Source organism: Nocardioides alkalitolerans, from assembly GCA_038184435.1.
GTDB lineage: Bacteria > Actinomycetota > Actinomycetes > Propionibacteriales > Nocardioidaceae > Nocardioides > Nocardioides alkalitolerans_A.
Window position 1 is genome coordinate 3,270,399 of the sequence record CP116227.1, and the last position, 18,828, is coordinate 3,289,226.

The following is an 18,828-nucleotide window of genomic DNA, read 5'->3' on the forward strand; positions in this document are numbered from 1 at the left end:
CCCGGCGATACGGGCAAGCAGAGAAGCGTACCCCCGCCCTGTGACGAATCGGATTCCGCGACCGCGGACCGGCACGCGTCGTACGCCACGTCCGGTCGCCCGCCGCACCCCTGGTGCGACCCCGCACAATGGTGCGCGTGAAGCGCGCGATGGGGTGCCACCTCGAGATCGAGGTCTTCGACCCCACAGAGGTGGAGCTCCAGGTCGCCGTCAGCGGCGCGTGGGGCGAGGGACAGGTCGTCGAGTCGCTCCGCTGCACCCTCGACGGCCAGCCCGTCGACGTGCGGGAGGTGCGCGACCCCGCCGGCGCCCGCATCCACGTGCTCGACGCCGGACCGGGCCGGCTGGTCGTCGACTACGACGCCGAGGTGACGGGACGGGCGCGACCGGCCACCGGCGCGGCCCACGAGCGCTCCCTCTACCTCCGGCCCAGCCGCTACGCCGAGGCCGACAAGTTCTTCGGCTTCGCCGCGACCGAGTTCGCCGACGTCGTGGAGGAGCACGGGGACGACGCCGCCGTGCTGCTGCCGTACGTCGCGGCCTGGGTCGGCTCGCGGCTCGACTACGTGCCCGGCGCGAGCGGCCCGACGGACTCCGCGAAGGACACGCTGCTGGCCGGGGCGGGCGTCTGCCGCGACTACAGCCACCTCACCGTCGCGCTGCTGCGGGCGCTCGGGGTGCCAGCGCGGCTGGCGGCGGTCTACGCCCCCGGCTGCGACCCGATGGACTTCCACGCCGTCGCGGAGGCGCTCGTCGGCGACACCTGGCACGTCGCCGACGCCACCTGTCTCGCGCCGCGCTCCAGCCTCGTGCGCATCGCGACCGGCCGGGACGCCGCCGACACCGCGTTCTGCGACAACCACGGCGGCGGGATCCAGCTCCACGTCTCGCAGGTGCACGCGATCGTCGACGGCCCCCTGCCCGGCGACGACCTCGCCGAGCTGGTCGCGATCACCTGAGGCGCCCGGTCCCGCCGGACCCGCCGCCGGACCCGCCGGACCCGCTCAGCGGGAGCGGGAGAACCACGCCGTCATCGCCTCGCGGGCCGCGTCGGAGCGGAAGAGCCGCGCGCTGAGCTCGACCATCGCCTCGCCCTCGGCGTCGATCCGGGCCAGCAGCGGCGCGTTGAGCAGCGCCTTCGTCGCGGCGAGGCCCTGCGGGGCGCCCGTGAGCAGGGACGCGACGACGCGGTCGACCTCGGCGTCGAGGTCCTCGGGGGCGACGGCCGTGGTGACGAGCCCGTACGCCGCGGCCTGGGCCCCGTCGAACACCTCGCCCCCCAGCGCGGTCAGGGACGCGGCGCGGTCGGTGAGGCGCGGGAGCACCGTCAGGGAGATGACGGCCGGCGTGACGCCCAGCTTCACCTCGGTCAGCGCGAACGTGGCCGCGGTGCTCGCCACGACCACGTCTGCGGCCGCGACGATGCCGATGCCGCCCGCCCGGACCGGGCCGGGGAGCACGACGACGACCGGCTTCGAGTGCGCCACGATCCGGCGCTGCACCTCGACCATCGCCCGCGCCCCCTCCTCCATCGGCACGGTGGCGGCCTCGGAGAGGTCGGCGCCCGAGCAGAAGACGCGGTGCGCCGAGCGGAGCACGACGACCGTGACCGTGTCGTCCGCGTCGGTGGTCGCGAGGTGGTCGAGGAGCTCGGTCACGAGCCGGCGCGACAGCGCGTTGCGATTGCCCGGGGAGTCGAGGGTGAGGGTCGCGACCCGGCCGTCGGCGGTGTCGGCGTGGGTCAGGTGGACGAGCTCGTCGGTCATGGCACCGCATCCTGCCGGTGGCAGGCACGGGCGTCCACGGTCGGTCCGCCCCGTGGGTACCGTCAGGACGTGACAGCCACCGGTGGACAGCCAGAGCCGCGTACGCCCCGAGGCGGGCGGTCGGTCGGCGTCGAGGAGGAGATGTGGCTCGCCGACCCGCGCACGCGCCGGGCGCGGGCGCGGGCACCCGAGGTGACGGAGCGCCGTACGGACGGGGTGGAGGCGGAGCTCTTCCGCCACCAGGTCGAGCTGACGACCGAGCCCCACACCGACCTGGCCGACCTCGCCGCGGACGTCGCGGCGCAGCGCGACCGGGCCGTCGCGGCGGCCGAGGACGCGGGGCTCCTCCTCGTCGCGGCGGGCACCGTGCCGCTCCCCCACGACGAGCTCGTGCTCACCGACGACGCGCGCTACCGGGCGATGGCGGACCGGTACGGCGCGGTCGTGCGCGCGGCCGGCACCTGCGGGATGCACGTGCACGTGGAGATCGCCTCGCCGGAGGAGGGCGTGCGGGTGCTGGACCGGATCGCGCCGTACCTGCCCGTCGTGCTCGCCCTCAGCGCCGGCTCGCCGTTCGAGGACGGGCGGGACACCGGCCACGCCTCGTGGCGCAGCCAGCAGTGGGCGCGGTGGCCGAGCGCCGGCGTGACGGAGCCGTTCGGGGACCTGGCCGGCTACCGGGCCGCGACCGAGGCGCTCGTGCGGTCGGGGGCGGCACGGGACGCCGGCATGCTCTACCTCCCGGCGCGGCTCGCCGCCGACTACCCGACCGTCGAGGTGCGCGTCGCCGACGTGATGACGGAGCGGCACGACGTGGTCGTGCTCGTCGCGCTCGTGCGGGCGCTCGTCGAGACCGCCGCCCGCGACGCCCTCCCCCAGGTCGCGTGGCGCACCGAGCTGCTGCGCGCCGCGCACTGGCGCGCCGCGAAGGACGGCCCGGACGGACGGCTGCTCCACCCCGGCCGCCCGTACGACGAGCCCGCACCCGCGACGGACGTGGTCGCCGCCGTGCTGGAGGTGGTGGCCGACGCGGCGACGGACGCCGGCGACGGGGCGCTGCTGGAGCAGGGCGTGCCCCGGCTGCTCGCGAGCAGCGGCGCCGCGACCCAGCGCGCGGTGCACGCCCGCACGGGACGGCTCGAGGACGTGGTCGACGACCTCGCGCGGCGTACCGCCGGGCGGTGACGGCCCGCTCGTCGTCCCCAGCGGTCGGTTCACGTGCAAAGCGGTCGGTTCCCCGGCTAGCCGGGGAACACGCCGCTTTGACCATCAAATTTGATGGTCAAAGCGGCGTGTTCCCCGGCTAGCCGGGGAACACGCCAGCACCTCGTCCAGCACCTCCACGAACCGCGCGGCGTCGTGCTCGGTGGCGACGAGGGGCGGGCGGACCTTGAGCGTCGAGCCCCACGGCCCGCACACCGACGTCAGGACGCCCCGGTCGCGCATGCCGTTGACGACGTCGGCGGCCAGCGCGGCCCCGGGCTCGGTCGAGCCCTCGGCGGCCACGAGCTCGACGCCCACGAAGAGCCCGTCGCCGCGCACGTCGGCGACGACGGGGTGACGGGCAGCCACCTCCTGCACGCCGGCGCGGAGGGCCGCTCCGACGCGCGCGGCGTTCTCCTGCAGGCCCTCGTCCTCGATCACGTCGAGCACGGCGGCCGCAGCGGCGACGCTGACGTGGTTGCCGCCGAAGGTGTTGAAGTAGGGCACCGTCGAGGCGAAGGGCTCCAGCACCGCGGACCGCGCAGCCATCCCCGCGATCGGGAGCCCGTTGCCCATCGGCTTGCCCATCGTGACGATCTCCGGGTCGAGGCCGTGGCGCTCGAAGCCCCAGAACGCGCTGCCCGTGCGGGCGAAGCCGGGCTGCACCTCGTCGGCGACGAGCACCCCGCCCGCGGCGCGGACGGCCTCGACCGCGGGCGCGAGGTAGCCGACCGGGTGGCTGTGCACCCCGTCGGACGACAGGATCGAGTCGACGAGGAACGCGGAGGGCCGCACCCCGGCGACCGCCATCGCGTCGAGCGCCCGGTGCACCGCCGCGAGCAGCTCGACCGCCGGGTCGACTCCCGCGCGGCGCAGCGGGTCGGGCGCCGGGACGGTCCACACGTGCTCGCCGCGCGGTGCCCCGCGCCCCAGCGACGGCGACGCACCGGTCACGAGCGCGGTGTTGCCGTGGTACGCCTCCTCCGTCACGATCACGCCGGTCCCGCCCGTCGCGGCGGCCGCGACCCGCAGCGCGAGGTCGTTGGCCTCCGACCCGGTGCAGGTCAGCATCACCTGGTCGACGGCCGGGGGCAGCAGCCCGAGGAGACGCTCGGCGTAGGCGACGAGCCCCGCGTCGACGTACCGCGTGTGCGTGCTCAGCGTCGCCGCCTGCCGGGCCACGGCGGCGGCGACCCGCGGGTGGGCGTGGCCGACGCTGGCGACGTTGTTGTAGGCGTCGAGGTAGGCCCGCCCGTCGGCGTCGTAGAGGTAGGACCCGCTCCCCCGCACCAGCTCGAGCGGCTCGCGGTAGAAGAGCCGGTACGCCGGGCCCAGCGCCGCCGCGCGCCGCCGCAGGAGGTCACCTCGGCTGCCGTCCGGGCCGCCGGGACCGTCCGCGTCGGGTCGGTACGCGTTTGCGTCGAGGATGCTGGAGCGGGTCGCCACGGATTCTCCTTTTGGTATGGAACTCCCGACCAGCATGCCTGCACGCCTTGTTACATCTCGTTTCAGACCCGTGAAATCCACCGACGAATTGGTCTGCCCGGTCGATCGAGACGGTCTACTGGTCCCCGAGCGGGACCGTCCCGCCGCACCCGGGGAGGACCCATGCTCAGCGTCGAGGACTGCGACGAGATCCTGGCGGCCGCCCTGCCCGCGTACGGCGCGGGCGACGCCCCCCGCCGGCTCCTCAGCCTGTCGGAGAACGCGACGTACCTCGTCGGGACGGGCGCCGACCGGGTCGTGGCCCGGGTGCACCGCCCGGGCTACCAGACCCCCGCCTCCATCGACGCGGAGCTCACCTGGCTGGACCGGCTGCGGGTGTCGGGGACCGTCACCGCCCACGCGGTCGTGCCGGCGCTCGACGGGCGCCGCGTCGTCAGCGTGCCGCGACCTGACGGCGACCGCCACGTCGTGCTCTTCACCTTCGTCGTCGGCGGCACCGGGGAGGAGCGTCCCGACGCACTGCCCACCGAGGAGCTCGGCCGCGTGACTGCGCGGATGCACCGCGACGTCACGGACTGGGAGCTGCCCGCGGGGTTCACCCGGTTCCACTGGGACGCCGCGGCCTGCCTCGGCCCCGGCGCCCGCTGGGGCGACTGGGCCGCCGGTCCCGGGGTGCGCACCGCCGACCTGCCGGTGCTCGACGCGGCCGCGAGCGCCGTGCGGGCCCGGCTCGCGGCGTACGGGCAGGGCCGCGACCGCTACGGCCTCGTCCACGCCGACCTGCGCCACGCGAACCTCATGGTCGGCGACGACGGCTCGCTGACGGTCATCGACTTCGACGACTGCGGGTTCGGGTGGTTCCTCTACGACCTGGCCACGGTGACGTCGTGGATCGAGCACGAGCCGGGAGCGCAGGCCACGGCGGCGGCCTGGCTGGCCGGCTACCTCACCGAGCGACCCCTCACCGAGGAGGACCTCGCCATGGTGCCGACGTTCGTCATGCTCCGCCGCCTCATGCTCACCGCCTGGCTCGGCACCCACCCCGGCTCGCCGCCGGCGCTCGCCCTCGGCACGACGTACGGCGCGGGCACCGGCGACCTGGCCCGCCGCTACCTCCACGACCCCGCGTGGTTCCGGCTCCCCGTGCCGGCCGCCACCCACCGGAAGGACTGAGACCGTGTTCGACCTCTCCGACGTGAAGGTGCTCGTCACCGGCGGCTCCCGCGGCATCGGCCTCGGGATCGCGACCGTCTTCGCCCGCGCCGGGGCCGCCGTCGCGGTCACCGCCCGTGGCGCCGCCGACCTCGAGGCCGCGGCGACGACGCTCGAGGACGCCGGGGCGCGCTCGGTCGTCACCGTGGCGGGCGACCTCGCCACGGGGGCCGGCGCCGCGGAGGTCGTCGGCACGGCGATCGCGGAGCTCGGCGGCCTCGACGTGCTCGCCGCCAACGCGGGCATCTTCCCCGAGGCCCGGCTGCGGGACATGACGGAGGAGGACCTCGCGCAGGTGCTCGCCGTCAACGTCGGCGGCACCGTGCACGCCGTCCAGGCGGCGCTCCCCGCGCTCGAGGCCTCAGGCCGCGGCCGGGTCGTGCTCACCTCGTCGATCACCGGGCCGACGACCGGTTTCCCGGGGTGGTCGCACTACGGCGCCTCGAAGGCGGCGCAGCTGGGCTTTATGCGGAGCGCGGCGCTCGAGCTCGCGCCCGCCCGCATCACCGTCAACGCCGTGCTGCCCGGCAACGTGCTGACCGAGGGGCTGGCGGGCATGGGCCAGGACTACCTCGACGGCATGGTCCGCTCGATCCCGATGGGAGCGCTCGGCACGCCCGCGGACATCGGCCACGCGGTAGCGTTCCTCGCGAGCCGCGAGGCCGGCTTCATCACGGGGCACGCCCTGGTCGTCGACGGCGGACAGGTGCTGCCCGAGTCGCCGGACGCGGTGGCCTGACGGGGCCCGACCGGGTCTGACCGGGCCTGACCGGGCCTGACCGGGCCAGGAGCAGGGAGGACCGACGTGCCGGAGACCGAGGGCGGCGCGGTCGCGGAGGACGTGCGCCGCCGCATCGTGCGTCTCCTCTCCTCGGGCGCCCTGCGGCCCGGCGACCGCCTCGGCACCGAGCGGGAGATGGCCGAGCGGTTCGACGTCTCCCGGGCCACCCTGCGCAGCGCCCTCGTGCCCCTGGGCCGGGCGGGGGTGCTGGAGCGTCGTACCGGCCGCGGCGGCGGCACCTTCGTGCGCGCCGGGCTCGTCGAGCGCGAGGCCGCCGAGCGGCTGGGGCTGCCCGAGCGCCTCGACGCGACGGGGCACGCCGCGGCGACCGCGCTGCTGGGATCCGTGCTGCGTCCCGCGGGCGACGCGGAGGCGGCCACCCTGCGGCTCGAGCCCGGGGCGACGGTCGTGGAGGTCGAGCGGGTCCGGTACGCCGACGGCCTGCCCCTCTCGCTCGACGTCGCCCGCTTCCCGTCCGCCCTCGTGCCCGACCTGCTCGCGCAGCCGCTGGAGCAGTCGCTCTACGCGCTGCTCGACACCGTCTACGGGCTGCGACCCGACGTGACCGAGGAGCAGGTCACCGTCGTGCGCGCCAACGAGCGGGAGGCGCGGGAGCTCGCCGTACCCACCGGCTCCCCGCTCCTCCACGTCGCCCGCGTCGCGGCGACCGCGGAGGGCACCCCCTTCGAGCTCTCCGACGACCTCTTCCGGGCCGACCGGGTGCGGCTCGTCGCGCGGCGTACGGCGCGGAGCGTCGACCGCGTCGAGAACCGGGCCGCCGACGGGGTCATCGAGATCGGGCTGGGCACGGGATGAGCGGGCTGCACGGGAGGCCTGGGGGGATCGGCGGGATCGTGCTCGCCGGGGGCCGCGGGTCGCGGCTCGGCGGCGTGCGGAAGGCCGACCTGCGGCACGACGGCGCGACGCTCCTCGACCGCGCCCTGGCCGCCTGTGCGGACTGCGCCGAGGTCGTGGTGGTGGGCGACCCACCGGCGGGCGGCCGCGCGGGGGTGCGGTTCGTGCGGGAGGAGCCCGCGTACGGCGGGCCCGCCGCCGCCCTGCTCGCCGGAGCAGCCGCCTCGGCGCCCGGGACCGACCTGCTGGTGGTGCTCGCCGTCGACATGCCCCTGCTCCACCGCGGCACCGTGGCGCGGTTGCTCGCGGCCGCGGGGGCCGGGCCGGCACTCGACGGGGCGGCGCTCGTGGACGCGACCGGCCGGCGGCAGCTGGCGATGGTCCTGCGCCGCGCGGCCGTGGACCGCGTCGCGCCGCCGCCCGCGGACCGGTCCGGTCTGCCCCTGCACCGCCTGCTCGACGCGCTGGACCTCGCCACCGTGCCGGCGCGGGCCGACGAGGCCGGCGACGTCGACAGCTGGGACGACGCCGCCCGGCTCCGTGTCGAGGCTCTTCCGGATGAGGGGAGTCCGTCTGGTCGGTTCCCCGGTCAGCCGGGGAACCGACCGCTTTGACCATCAAATTTGATGGTCAAAGTGGCGTGTTCCCCGGTCAGCCGGGGAAAGTGCCGCCGCCCCCTACGCCACCAAGGCAGCGGCGAGCGTCACGGCGGGGACGGACAGCACGGTGGAGGCGAAGACGACGTCGCGGGCCAGCACGACCCCGCGGTCGTACCGCGTCGCGTGCACGAACACGTTCTGGGCCGTCGGCAGCGCCGAGATCACGGTGACGGCCAGCAGGGGCGTGCCTTCGAGGCCCAGCAGGTAGGCGCCGACCGCCCACGCGACGACGGGCTGGACGACGAGCTTGAGCCCCACGATGAGGCCCAGCTCGGGGGCGTCGCCGAGGCCGGGGCGGGGGCCGAGGCGGAGGAACACGCCGTACGCGATGAGCATCGACGGCACCGCCATCCCGGCGACGAGCTCGAGCGGGTCGTGGATGGGGCGGGGCAGGGTGAGGTCGGTGCCGGCGAGCACGAGCCCGATCACGGAGCCGACGGTCAGGGGCGTGCGCAGGGGCCGGCTGACGATCCGCCACACCGACAGCCGCTCCTCGGCGACGGCCACGTCCATGACCGTCAGGGCGAGCGGCTGCAGCACGAGCAGCTGCATGAGCAGCACGGGCGCGACGAGCGCCGCGTCGCCGAGCACGTAGGCGGCGATCGGGATGCCCAGGTTGCCGGCGTTGACGTAGGCGGCGCACAACGAACCCACGACGGTGTGCGCGAGGTCCCGGTGGAACACGAACCGCGCGAGGAGCACGTAGACCACCACGTTCACCAGGACGGCCGCCGCCGACGCCAGGAGCGCCCCGGTGAAGAGGGACCCGATGTCGGAGTCCTCGAGCACCGTGATGAGCAGGGCGGGGCTCGCGACGTAGAACGCCAGGAGCGACAGGGCCCGTTGGCCCGGCAGGTCGATGATCCCGAGGTGCGCGAGCAGCAGGCCGAGGCACACGAGCAGGGTGATCGTGGTGAACCCCTCGAGCACCGCCGTCACGGGGCGAACGCTATCCGTCGATCGGACCCATCCCTCCGACGGCCCGTGACGAACCACCCCCATGGACACCAGCGCACCCCCTCGCCGTCGCGGCCGGATCCTGCTGGCCGCGGCCGGCGGAGTGCTCGCCACGATCGTCGGCATGGCCGTCGGCCACCTCGTGGCCGCCCTCACCGACCCCGCCGCCTCCCCGGTGCTGGCCGTCGGCTCCACCGTCATCGACCTCACCCCCACCCCGGTGAAGGAGTGGGCGGTCGCCCAGTTCGGCACGGCCGACAAGCCCATCCTCATCGGCTCGGTGCTGGCGGTGACCCTCCTGCTCGCGGCCGTCGCGGGCGTGATCGCCCGACGGCGCTTCGCGGTGGGGCTCGTCCTCCTCCTCGTGCTCGTCGGCGTCGCCGGGCTGCTGGCGCTGCTGCGCCCGACCGCCGGTCCGCTCGACGTGGTCCCCGCCCTCGCCACCGCCCTCGCCGGCGGCGGTGCCCTGTGGTGGTGGCACCGCGCGACGGTCGGCGCTCCCGCCCCCGCGGACGGCACGACGGGCATCGACCCCGACGGTGACCCCGACGCGCGCCGTACGACGGGACCCACCCGCCGCGGTGTGCTCATCGCCTCCGGCGTGCTCGCCGGCACGGCGGTCGTGGCCGGCTCCGTCGGCCAGTGGATCTCGACGGTCCGCACCCGGATCGGCAACATCGTGCTCCCGAAGCCCGCCGAGGCGGCACCGGCGCTCCCGGAGGGCCTCGACATCCCCGACCTGTCGCCGTTCCGCACGCCGAACGACCAGTTCTACCGCGTCGACATCAACCTCACCGTGCCCGTCGTCGACCACGAGTCGTGGACGCTGACCGTCGACGGCGACGTCGAGAACGAGCTCACCATCACGTGGGACGAGCTCCTCGACATGGACATGGTCGAGCGGGACATCACGATGACCTGCGTCTCCAACGACGTGGGCGGCCAGTACGTCGGCGCCGCCCGCTGGCTCGGCGTCCCCCTGAAGACGATCCTCGACCGGGCGGGCGTCGGTGACCGCGCCGACCAGATCCTCTCGACCGCGGTCGACGGCTTCACCATCTCCACCCCGCTCGACGTGGCCACCGACGGCCGCGACGCCCTCGTCGTGGTCGGCATGAACGGCGAGCCCCTGCCCCGCGAGCACGGCTTCCCGGTGCGGCTCATCATCCCGGGCATCTACGGGTACGTCGGCTCCACGAAGTGGCTGACGAAGCTGACGCTGACCACGTACGACGACGACGTCGCCTACTGGACCGAGCGCGACTGGGCGACCGACGCCCCCGTGAAGATCTCCTCGCGCATCGACGTGCCGAAGGCCGCGACGACGGTCGACCCCGGCACGGTCGTCATCGCCGGCGTCGCGTGGGCGCAGACCCGCGGCATCGCCAAGGTCGAGGTGCAGATCGACGGCGGGGCGTGGCAGGAGGCCACGCTCGGGCCGGACGCGGGCGTCGACTACTGGCGGCAGTGGTACTACGAGTGGGACGCCAGCGACTCCGGCAACCACGCCTTCACCGTGCGCGCGACCGACGAGACCGGCGAGGTGCAGACCGACGTGCGCATGTCGCCGTTCCCGGAGGGCTCGAGCGGGTACCACACCCGTGCGGTGATGGTCGCCTGACGATCCGTGCGCTGCGGGCCGCACCGGCCCGCCCCCCTCGCCCGTGGCGGGGACACCTCAAGCCGAGGGGTGTCCCCGCCACGGGTCATGTGCGGGCGTCATGCGGAGCGGTGGCCCGAGGCGCCGGGGCGCATGACGTCTTGGGTACGGCGCGGGGCCGGCCCAGCGCCGTACCCGCGCCGCCGCGCCGCCGCGCCGACGCGCCGCCGCCGCGAAATGTGCGGATGGGACAGGCCCACCGCACCCGGACCGCCCCAGGCGCACAGTTCCGCGCCCCGCCGACGGGCGCCCAGGAAAACCCGAAAAAAACTTCCACCCCCACCAATCCATCCCACCGGGGGTGGCGAACAACGTTCGTAAGCCCGCCGCGACCGGCACATCCCCCAGGTGCCGGTAGGGGAGCGGGACCACGACAGGAAGGTCAGCACGATGAAGACTCTCAACCGCCGCTCCACGGTCCGCCGCGCGAGCGGGATCGCTGCTCTCGCCCTGACCATGTCGGTCGGCCTCGCCGCGTGCGGCGACGACAGCAGCGACGACTCCAACGACGGCACCTCCAGCCCCGACACCTCCGAGTCGTCCGACGCGGGCATGTCGGAGGACCCGAGCATGGGCGAGTCGTCGGACGGCGCCATGGAGGACACCACCTTCGGCGAGGCCTGTGACCAGATCCCCGCCTCGGGTGCCGGTTCCCTCGAGGGCATGACCGTCGACCCGGTCGCCACGGCCGCGGGCAACAACCCGCTGCTGAGCGAGCTCGTCGGCGCGGTCGGCATCGTGCCGGGCCTCGCGGACACCCTCAACAGCGCCGAGGCGCTGACGGTCTTCGCGCCGTACAACCCCGCCTTCGAGGCCATCGACCCCGCCACGATGGAGTCGCTGACGGCCGACCCGGAGGCGCTCGGCGCGATCCTCGGCTACCACGTGCTCCCCGAGCGTCTCGAGCCCGACGAGATCGCGGGCACCTACGCCTCGTTCGCCGGCCCCGAGGTCACGGTCGAGGGCGACTCGTCCGGCATGACGGTCGGCGCCGAGGGCACCGAGGCGACCGTGCTCTGCGGTGGCATCCAGACGGCCAACGCGACCGTCTACGTCATCGACTCCGTGCTGATGCCGCCGGCCACCACCGAGTGACCACGCAGCACTGAGGAACCAGGGACACTTCTCCCATGACGACCCTCCGTTCCGTGCCCTCCGGCGATCCGCCGGAGGGCACGGGCGGCCGTGGCCCGGCCGCCGACCTGCCCGATGAGGTGGGACCGCGTCTCGCGGAGCTCCTGCACCGTTCCTCCCTGGGGGACGAGCAGGCCTTCGCGGAGCTGTACGACGCGACCTCGGCGCGCCTGCACGGCCTCGTCCTCCGCGTGGTGCGCAACCCCGCGCAGGCCGAGGAGGTCACCCAGGAGGTGTTCCTCGAGGTGTGGCGCATGGCGAGCCGGTTCGACCCGGCACGCGGCTCCGCCCTCTCCTGGCTCATGACGATCGGCCATCGCAAGGCGGTCGACCGGGTGCGCTCCGCGGAGGCCTCGACCCGCCGCGACACGTCGTACCACCAGCAGACCCAGCCGATCGACCACGACGCCACGGCGGACGCCGCCCACGCGTCGTTGGAGGCCCAGCGGGTCCGCACCGCACTGCAGGCGCTGACCCCCGTGCAGCACGAGGCCGTGAAGCTGGCCTACTTCGGGGGCTACACGCACACCGAGGTGGCCACCATGCTCGACTTGCCCGTGGGCACCGCGAAGACGAGGATCCGAGACGGCCTGATCAGGCTGCGCGACGCGATGGGAGTGGGACAGTGAACGACATCCACGCCCTGTCGGGCGCCTACGCGGTGGACGCGCTCTCCGACGAGGAGCGCGCCGGTTTCGAGGAGCACCTCGAGGGGTGCCCCACGTGCCGCGAGGAGGTCGACTCCCTGCGCGAGGCGGCCGCCCTGCTCCCCGCCACCACCGAGACCGCGCCGTCCCCGGCGGTGCGCGCCACGGTGCTGGCCGGCATCACCCAGGTCCGCCCGCTCCCGCCCCTCGTGGCCCACGGTCCGGAGGCCGACGACCGGTCCCACGGAACGGTGGTGCCGCTGCGGCGGCGTCGGTTTCGCACGGCGCTGGTCGCAGCTGCTGCGGCAGTGATCGTGGCCGGCGGCGTCGGTGTCGGGATCAGCCAGCTGGACGACGCCACCGACGGCACCTCCCAACAGGCCGATCCCGAGCCGAGCGAGGTCGAGCAGGTGCTCACCGCCTCCGACGTGCAGATCGTCGAGGCCTCGACGACCCTCCCCGAGGGCACCCAGGCCGCCGTGCACTGGTCGCCGTCGCTCGGCAAGGCCGTGGTCGTCACCGACGGCATGCCCGCGGCGCCGAGCGGTCACCTCTACGAGCTCTGGTACCAGGACAGCGACGGCGACATGGTCCGCGCCGGCCTCATGCCCGAGGGCGAGGACAACACCGTCCTGCTCGAGGGCGACGGCTCGGGCGCGAAGGCCGTCGGCATCACCGTCGAGCCGGCGCCGGACGGGTCCGAGGAGCCGACGATGCCCCCCGTCGCCTTCTTCGCCCTCGACGACGCATGACCGGGACCCCCCGGCGTCTCGCCGTGGTGGGTTCCGGCGTCGCCGGCCTGACCGCGGCGTACGTCGCGTCGAAGAGCGCCCACGTCACCCTCTACGAGGCCGACGCGCGGCTCGGCGGCCACGCCGACACCCACCTCGTCCCCGTGCCCGACGGGCGGGGCGGCGAGCAGCTCGTGCCCATCGACACCGGCTTCATCGTGCACAACGAGCGCACCTACCCGGTGCTGCTGCGGATCTTCGCCGAGCTCGGCGTGGCGACGCAGGACTCCGAGATGTCGATGTCGATCCGCGACGACTCCGCCGGACCGCACGGTCTCGAGTGGGCGGGCGCCCTGAAGCTGGCCGGGCTGTTCCCGACGTGGCGCAACGCCACGCGGCCCGCGTTCCTCCGCATGCTCGCGGAGATCCCGCGGTTCCACCGGCGCGCCCGGCGGCTGCTCGAGTCCGAGGCCAGCGACGTCGACGCCCGCGTCACGTTCGGCGAGTTCCTCGACGCCGGGCGCTTCTCGCCGACGTTCCGCACCCACTTCGCCGAGCCCCTCGTCGCCTGCGTGTGGTCGACCGACCCGGCGCAGGCGCTCGACTACCCGGCGCGCTACCTGTTCCGGTTCCTCGACCACCACGGCATGCTCGGGATCTTCGGCTCCCCCCAGTGGCGGACGGTCTCGGGCGGCTCGCGGGAGTACGTCGCGCGCATCGCCGCCCGGCTGCCCGACGTGCGCGTCGGGACCAAGGTGACGGGCATCGAGGAGACCCCCGACGAGGTGCGGGTGACCGACGGCAACGGCCAGGTCGCGTCGTACGACGCGGTGGTCGTGGCCACGCACCCCCACCAGGCGCTGGCGATGCTGGCGGCCCCGACCCCGGCGCAGCGCGAGCTGCTCGGGGCGATCACCTACACGCCGAACACCGCGCAGCTCCACACCGACGCGTCCCTCCTGCCGCGGCAGGAGAAGGCGCGCGCGTCGTGGAACTACCTGCGCCGCGACCCCGCCACCCTCGCCGACCTGCCGTCGGTGGAGGAGCGCGGCGGGCCGGTCACGCTGACCTACGACCTCAGCCGACTCATGCGGGTGCCGCACCTGCCGGGGGCGCCCGACACGCGCTTCCTCGTCACGCTCGGCGGGCTCGACCTCGTCGACCCCGCGCAGGTCGTCGACACGATGGAGTACGAGCACCCGCTCTACACGCGGGAGTCCGTCGCCGCCCAGGCCCGGCTCGGCGAGTGCGAGACCCCGCGGGTGGCCTTCGCCGGCGCGTACCACGGGTGGGGCTTCCATGAGGACGGCGCGCGCTCCGGCCTGCAGGCCGTCACCCGGCTCGGCCTCGGCTGGCCGGAGGACGACGCCAGCGCGGGGCGCGGGCGGCACGCGGCCCGTCGTCCGGGGGCACCGGCCGGCACCGACCCCGCCGGCACCGTCTACCGCACCACGGTGCGGCACACCCGGCGGCGGCCGTGGAAGCGCAGCTTCGCCCACACCTCGTCGACCTGGGTGATCGACCTCGACGACCTGCCCGACCACGGCCGGATGGCCTGGGCCCGGGGCAGCTTCGAGGCGCGGGACCACCTCGGCGAGCCGGATCGCTCGCTGCGCGCCAACGTCGAGGCCTTCCTCGACCTCCACGGCATCGAGCTGGCCCGCGGCGGCGACCGGGGCCGCATCCTCATGGCGGCACAGCCGCGGGCCTACGGCTACTGCTTCAACCCGATCAGCGTCTTCTGGTGCTTCGCCGGCGACCAGACGCTCGCCGACGTGCCGGTGGCCGTGGTGGTCGAGGTGCACAACACCTACGGCGACCGTCACGCCTACCTGGTGCACCCGGACGCGTCCGGGCGGGCCGAGACGACGAAGGCCATGTACGTCTCGCCCTTCCACGGCACCGACGGCACCTACGCGGTGGCCGTGCCCACCCCGAGCGCCGGGCCGGACGGGCGGCTGCACGTCGCGGTCACCCTCCGCACGGACGACGGGGCCACGTTCAGCGCGTCGCTGACCGGTCGCCCCGACCCCCGGCCGAGCGCCTCGTGGCGCGCGGCCCCCGCGACGCTGCGGGCGTCGTTCCTCATCCGCCTGCACGGCATCACACTGTGGGCACGTCGGCTGCGCATCCAGCCGCGCCCCGCGCACCACCAGGAAGGTGTCCGATGACCACGGAGATCCCCGAGTCGTCCCACGGCTCCGCGTCCGCGTCCGCCCCCACCGTGCCCCCGGCCCCCGTGCGGGTCGACGCCGCGCGGTGGCCCGGGCTCGACGTCGTGCCGTCGGGGCCCCGCGCGGCGGCGTACGCCCGGGTCGCGCGCGTGCTGTTCCACGGCGTCGTCGACCGGCTCGACCTCACCGTCCGCGTCGGTCCCGGCGCCGACGCGCCCGTCTGGGGCCGCGGCGGCCCGGAGCTCGTGCTGCGCCGCCCCGACGAGTTCTTCGCCCGCCTCGGACGCCAGGGACTCATCGGCTTCGGGGAGGCCTACCTGACGGGCGCCTGGGACGTGCCGTCGCCCGCCGAGGGCGGCACGAGGGGCGCGCTCGGCGACGTGCTCACCGTGCTCGCCGCCCAGATGCCCACGCTGGTGCCGCGGTGGATGCAGAAGCTCCGGTCGGCGTACGTCTCCCGCCCGCCGTCCCACCAGGTCAGCTCGCAGGAGAACAGCCGCGCCAACATCGCGCACCACTACGACCTGAGCAACGACCTCTTCGAGGCGTTCCTCGACCCGACGATGAGCTACTCCTCGGCGCTCTTCGAGCACCAGGCGATCCCGCGGGTCGACGCGGTCGGCGCCCACCACGTCGCGACCTCGCCCGACCCCCGCGATCCCGCGTCGCTGGAGGAGGCGCAGGGGCGCAAGATCGAGCGGCTCCTCGACGCCGTCGGCGTCGGCGAGGGCACCCGCCTGCTCGAGATCGGCACCGGCTGGGGCGAGCTCTCACTGCGGGCCGCCCGCCGCGGTGCGCGTGTCCACTCGGTGACGCTGTCGACGGAGCAACAGGCGCTGGCCCGCGAGCGCGTCGCGGCGGCCGGGTTCGCCGACCGGGTCGACGTCGAGCTGTGCGACTACCGCGACGTCGTCGCCCCCGAGGGCGGCTTCGACGCCGTGGTGTCGGTCGAGATGATCGAGGCGGTCGGCTACGACTACTGGGGCACCTACTTCGCGAAGATCGACGAGGTGCTCGCCCCCGGCGGTCGCGCCGGCATCCAGGCGATCCTCATGCCGCACGACCGCATGCTCGCGACCCGGCAGACCTACACCTGGATCCACAAGTACATCTTCCCGGGCGGCTTCCTGCCCTCCGTGCAGGTCATCGACGAGATCACCCGCGACGAGACGGCCCTGCGCCTGCTCGGCGGCGCCGACCGGCTGTCCTTCGGCGGGCACTACGCCGAGACGCTGCGTCGGTGGGACGAGCAGTTCCTCACCGCCTGGTCGGAGCACGTGTCCGGGCTGGGCTTCGACGCGACGTTCGCGCGGATGTTCCACTTCTACCTGGAGTACTCCCGCGCTGGCTTCGCCTCCGGCTACATCGACGTCCAGCAGCTGGTGCTGGAGAAGGAGGCCGGTCGATGACCGCCACCACCCCCTCGTCCTCGTCCTCGTCCGGCTCGGGTTCCGGCGTGGCCGGCCGCCTCGCCGAGGCCCTGCGGCCCTTCGTGGGCGGCGACCTCCCCGTGCGCCTCCGCGCCTGGGACGGCTCCGAGGCCGGTCCCGTCGACGCGCCCCTGGTCGAGCTGCGCAGCCCCGCCGCCGTACGCCGCCTCGTGCGGCACCCCGGGGAGCTGGGTGCCGCGCAGGCGTACGTCACGGGCGAGCTCGAGGTGCACCACGACCTCGACGACGCGCTGACCCACGCGTGGTCGGTCGTCGCGGAGCGCAACCTGTCGGGCGTGCGCCCGGGACCGCAGGCGTACGTCGCGGCCCTCCGCGCCGCCGTCGACACCGGCACCGTCGGGCTCCCTCCCCGCGCTCCGCGCAGCCAGGCGCAGGTGGGCGGTCCGCTCAACGCGCTCCTCGGCCGTCGCCTGCACTCGAAGCTGCGGGACCGGTTGGCGATCAGCCACCACTACGACCTCTCCAACGAGTTCTACTCGCTGATCCTCGACGACCACATGGCCTACTCCTCGGCGTACTACACGCAGCCGCCGAGCACGCCCGGCTACACGCTCGAGGACGCGCAGGCCGACAAGCTCGACCTCGTCTGCCGCAAGGTGGGGCTGACGGAGGGCGCGACGTTCCTCGACGTCGGCTGCGGTTGGGGCTCCCTGTCGCTCTACGCCGCGGAGCACTTCGGCGCGAAGGTCACCGGCGTGACGATCGCCGCCGAGCAGAAGAAGTTCATCGACGCCCGGATCGCCGAGCGCGGTCTCGGCGACCGCGTGGAGATCCGGCTGCAGGACTACCGCGACGTGCCGGAGGCCGCCTCGGGCGCCGGGCACTTCGACGCGGTGGCGAGCCTCGAGATGGGCGAGCACGTCGGTCAGCAGAACTACCCGACCTACGCGAAGGTGCTCCACGACGCCGTGAAGCCCGGTGGTCGGGTGCTGGTGCAGCAGATGTCGCGCTCCGGCGGCCGCAAGGGCCACCCCGGTGGCGGTCCGTTCATCGAGTCGTTCATCGCGCCCGACATGCACATGCGGCCCGTCGGCGAGACGGTCGACCTGCTCGAGGCCGGCGGCCTCGAGGTGCGCGACGTGCACGCGCTGCGCGAGCACTACGTGTGGACCGTCGACGCCTGGATGGAGCGGTTCTCCAAGGCGGAGGCACGGCTGACCGAGCTCGTCGGCGAGGAGGTCGTGCGGGTCTGGCGGCTCTACCTCGTCGGTGGCCGCATGGCGTTCCGCGACGGCCGCATGGGCGTCGACCAGATCCTCATGGTGCGTCCGGGAGCCGCGCACAGCCTCCCGCCGCGCCGGGACTGGTGAGCGCGCTCGTCGCGGCCCTCGTGGCCGCGGCGGTGATGGTGGCGGTGCTGATGACCGCCACCGCGCTGGTCGCCCGCCGGGTCGGGCGGCTGGCCGTCGTCGACGTCGTGTGGGGCGCCGGGTTCGTGCTCGTCGCGGTGGTCGCGGCCGTGGTCGCGACCCTCGTCGACGCCGGCGGGGGCGGCACGGTCGCGCACCGCTGGCTGGTCGTGCTGCTCGTCGCCGTCTGGGGCGGACGCCTCGCGTGGCACATCCGCTCGCGGGCGCACGGGCTGCTCGGGCCGGGCGAGACGCCGCCGGAGGACCCCCGCTACGCGCAGCTGATGGAGGACAAGCCCTTCTCCTACGCCGTGACGCGGGTCTTCGTGACGCAGGGCGTGGCGATGTTCGTCGTGGCCCTGCCCGTGGTGGTCGGCGCGGCCGTCGCGGTGCCGGAGTCGTCGTGGCAGCGGTGGCCGATCGTGGTGGGCCTCGTCGTGTTCGCGGTCGGGCTGGCGTTCGAGTCCGTGGGCGACGCGCAGCTCGCGGCGTACAAGGAGATCCCGAAGGCCGAGCGCCCGCCGGTGCTCGACACCGGCCTGTGGGCCTGGACCCGGCACCCGAACTACTTCGGCGACGCGACGGTCTGGTGGGGTCTGTGGCTCGTCGGCGGCCTCGGCTCGGGCTGGGTCGCGGGGCTGGCCACGCTCGTGGCACCCGTCGCGATGACCTACTTCCTGGCGTTCGCCACGGGGGCGCGCCTGCTCGAGCGCGAGATGATGAAGCGCCCGGGCTACCCGGAGTACGCCGCGCGGACGTCCATGTTCGTCCCGCGGCCGCCGCGTCGGGCGGCCTGACGCTCG

General features: G+C 74.7%; 17 protein-coding genes. 14 read left to right on the forward strand and 3 right to left on the reverse strand.

Features of this window, described 5'->3' with window-relative positions:
- Positions 1–137: 137 nt before the first annotated feature.
- Positions 138–959, forward strand: coding sequence for a transglutaminase family protein (locus PIR53_15590; GenBank protein ID WZH51433.1), 822 nt, complete (start codon positions 138–140; stop codon positions 957–959).
- Positions 960–1,004: 45 nt separating this feature from the next.
- Here the strand turns inward: PIR53_15590 and PIR53_15595 are convergent, their stop codons facing one another.
- Positions 1,005–1,766, reverse strand: a complete 762-nt coding sequence (locus tag PIR53_15595; protein WZH51434.1) for an enoyl-CoA hydratase-related protein — start codon at positions 1,764–1,766, stop codon at positions 1,005–1,007.
- A gap of 69 nt (positions 1,767–1,835) precedes the next feature.
- Here PIR53_15595 and PIR53_15600 point away from each other — a divergent pair, with 69 nt between their 5' ends.
- Positions 1,836–2,951 carry a glutamate--cysteine ligase gene (locus PIR53_15600; protein ID WZH51435.1) on the forward strand — a complete coding sequence of 372 codons (1,116 nt, stop codon included), beginning with the start codon at positions 1,836–1,838 and terminating at the stop codon, positions 2,949–2,951.
- 84 nt (positions 2,952–3,035) lie between these two features.
- On the opposite strand, the gene PIR53_15605 is transcribed toward PIR53_15600, so the two are convergent.
- Positions 3,036–4,415, reverse strand: a complete 1,380-nt coding sequence (locus PIR53_15605; protein ID WZH51436.1) for an aspartate aminotransferase family protein — start codon at positions 4,413–4,415, stop codon at positions 3,036–3,038.
- Positions 4,416–4,577: 162 nt separating this feature from the next.
- Between PIR53_15605 and PIR53_15610 the strand changes: the two genes are divergently transcribed.
- From PIR53_15610 to PIR53_15625, 4 genes are all read left to right on the forward strand, one after another.
- Positions 4,578–5,588: a phosphotransferase gene (locus PIR53_15610; protein WZH51437.1), complete on the forward strand. Its 1,011-nt coding sequence runs from the start codon at positions 4,578–4,580 to the stop codon at positions 5,586–5,588.
- Between the two features lie 4 nt (positions 5,589–5,592).
- Positions 5,593–6,366: a 3-oxoacyl-ACP reductase FabG gene (gene fabG, locus PIR53_15615; protein WZH51438.1), complete on the forward strand. Its 774-nt coding sequence runs from the start codon at positions 5,593–5,595 to the stop codon at positions 6,364–6,366.
- 66 nt (positions 6,367–6,432) lie between these two features.
- Positions 6,433–7,224, forward strand: coding sequence for a GntR family transcriptional regulator (locus PIR53_15620; GenBank protein ID WZH51439.1), 792 nt, complete (start codon positions 6,433–6,435; stop codon positions 7,222–7,224).
- Positions 7,221–7,877, forward strand: coding sequence for an NTP transferase domain-containing protein (locus PIR53_15625; protein WZH51440.1), 657 nt, complete (start codon positions 7,221–7,223; stop codon positions 7,875–7,877). Before PIR53_15620 ends, PIR53_15625 begins: the two co-directional genes overlap by 4 nt.
- Before the next feature lie 63 nt (positions 7,878–7,940).
- Here the strand turns inward: PIR53_15625 and PIR53_15630 are convergent, their stop codons facing one another.
- Complete coding sequence (locus tag PIR53_15630; GenBank protein ID WZH51441.1) at positions 7,941–8,861, reverse strand: AEC family transporter; 921 nt, start codon at positions 8,859–8,861, stop codon at positions 7,941–7,943.
- 61 nt (positions 8,862–8,922) lie between these two features.
- On the opposite strand from PIR53_15630, the gene PIR53_15635 reads away from it, so the two are divergent.
- The 8 genes from PIR53_15635 (at position 8,923) to PIR53_15670 (ending at position 18,822) form a co-directional block, all read left to right on the forward strand.
- The gene (locus PIR53_15635) at positions 8,923–10,500 is read left to right on the forward strand and encodes a molybdopterin-dependent oxidoreductase (GenBank protein ID WZH51442.1); all 1,578 of its coding nucleotides are present in this window, start codon (positions 8,923–8,925) and stop codon (positions 10,498–10,500) included.
- Between the two features lie 429 nt (positions 10,501–10,929).
- Positions 10,930–11,634: a fasciclin domain-containing protein gene (locus PIR53_15640; GenBank protein ID WZH51443.1), complete on the forward strand. Its 705-nt coding sequence runs from the start codon at positions 10,930–10,932 to the stop codon at positions 11,632–11,634.
- Between the two features lie 35 nt (positions 11,635–11,669).
- Positions 11,670–12,302: an ECF RNA polymerase sigma factor SigK gene (gene sigK, locus PIR53_15645; GenBank protein ID WZH51444.1), complete on the forward strand. Its 633-nt coding sequence runs from the start codon at positions 11,670–11,672 to the stop codon at positions 12,300–12,302.
- Positions 12,299–13,072, forward strand: coding sequence for an anti-sigma factor (locus PIR53_15650; GenBank protein ID WZH51445.1), 774 nt, complete (start codon positions 12,299–12,301; stop codon positions 13,070–13,072). The genes sigK and PIR53_15650 overlap by 4 nt, the downstream gene beginning before the upstream one ends.
- Entirely contained in the window at positions 13,069–15,222 is a 2,154-nt protein-coding gene (locus PIR53_15655; GenBank protein ID WZH51446.1) for an FAD-dependent oxidoreductase, read from the forward strand. Before PIR53_15650 ends, PIR53_15655 begins: the two co-directional genes overlap by 4 nt.
- Positions 15,219–16,634, forward strand: a complete 1,416-nt coding sequence (locus tag PIR53_15660; GenBank protein WZH51447.1) for a cyclopropane-fatty-acyl-phospholipid synthase — start codon at positions 15,219–15,221, stop codon at positions 16,632–16,634. The genes PIR53_15655 and PIR53_15660 overlap by 4 nt, the downstream gene beginning before the upstream one ends.
- The gene (locus PIR53_15665) at positions 16,631–17,986 is read left to right on the forward strand and encodes a cyclopropane-fatty-acyl-phospholipid synthase (protein ID WZH51448.1); all 1,356 of its coding nucleotides are present in this window, start codon (positions 16,631–16,633) and stop codon (positions 17,984–17,986) included. Before PIR53_15660 ends, PIR53_15665 begins: the two co-directional genes overlap by 4 nt.
- A complete protein-coding gene (locus tag PIR53_15670) occupies positions 17,983–18,822 on the forward strand; it encodes a DUF1295 domain-containing protein (protein WZH51449.1) in 840 nt (279 codons plus the stop codon). The genes PIR53_15665 and PIR53_15670 overlap by 4 nt, the downstream gene beginning before the upstream one ends.
- The last annotated feature ends 6 nt before the right edge of the window (positions 18,823–18,828 follow it).

Coding starts and splice junctions, on each gene's coding strand:
- PIR53_15665 (WZH51448.1), top strand. CDS start 16,631: ATGACCGCCACCACCCCCTCGTCCTCGTCCTCGTCCGGCTCGGGTTCC.
- sigK (WZH51444.1), top strand. CDS start 11,670: ATGACGACCCTCCGTTCCGTGCCCTCCGGCGATCCGCCGGAGGGCACG.
- PIR53_15635 (WZH51442.1), top strand. CDS start 8,923: ATGGACACCAGCGCACCCCCTCGCCGTCGCGGCCGGATCCTGCTGGCC.
- PIR53_15595 (WZH51434.1), bottom strand. CDS start 1,766: ATGACCGACGAGCTCGTCCACCTGACCCACGCCGACACCGCCGACGGC.
- PIR53_15655 (WZH51446.1), top strand. CDS start 13,069: ATGACCGGGACCCCCCGGCGTCTCGCCGTGGTGGGTTCCGGCGTCGCC.
- PIR53_15625 (WZH51440.1), top strand. CDS start 7,221: ATGAGCGGGCTGCACGGGAGGCCTGGGGGGATCGGCGGGATCGTGCTC.
- PIR53_15660 (WZH51447.1), top strand. CDS start 15,219: ATGACCACGGAGATCCCCGAGTCGTCCCACGGCTCCGCGTCCGCGTCC.
- PIR53_15610 (WZH51437.1), top strand. CDS start 4,578: ATGCTCAGCGTCGAGGACTGCGACGAGATCCTGGCGGCCGCCCTGCCC.
- PIR53_15640 (WZH51443.1), top strand. CDS start 10,930: ATGAAGACTCTCAACCGCCGCTCCACGGTCCGCCGCGCGAGCGGGATC.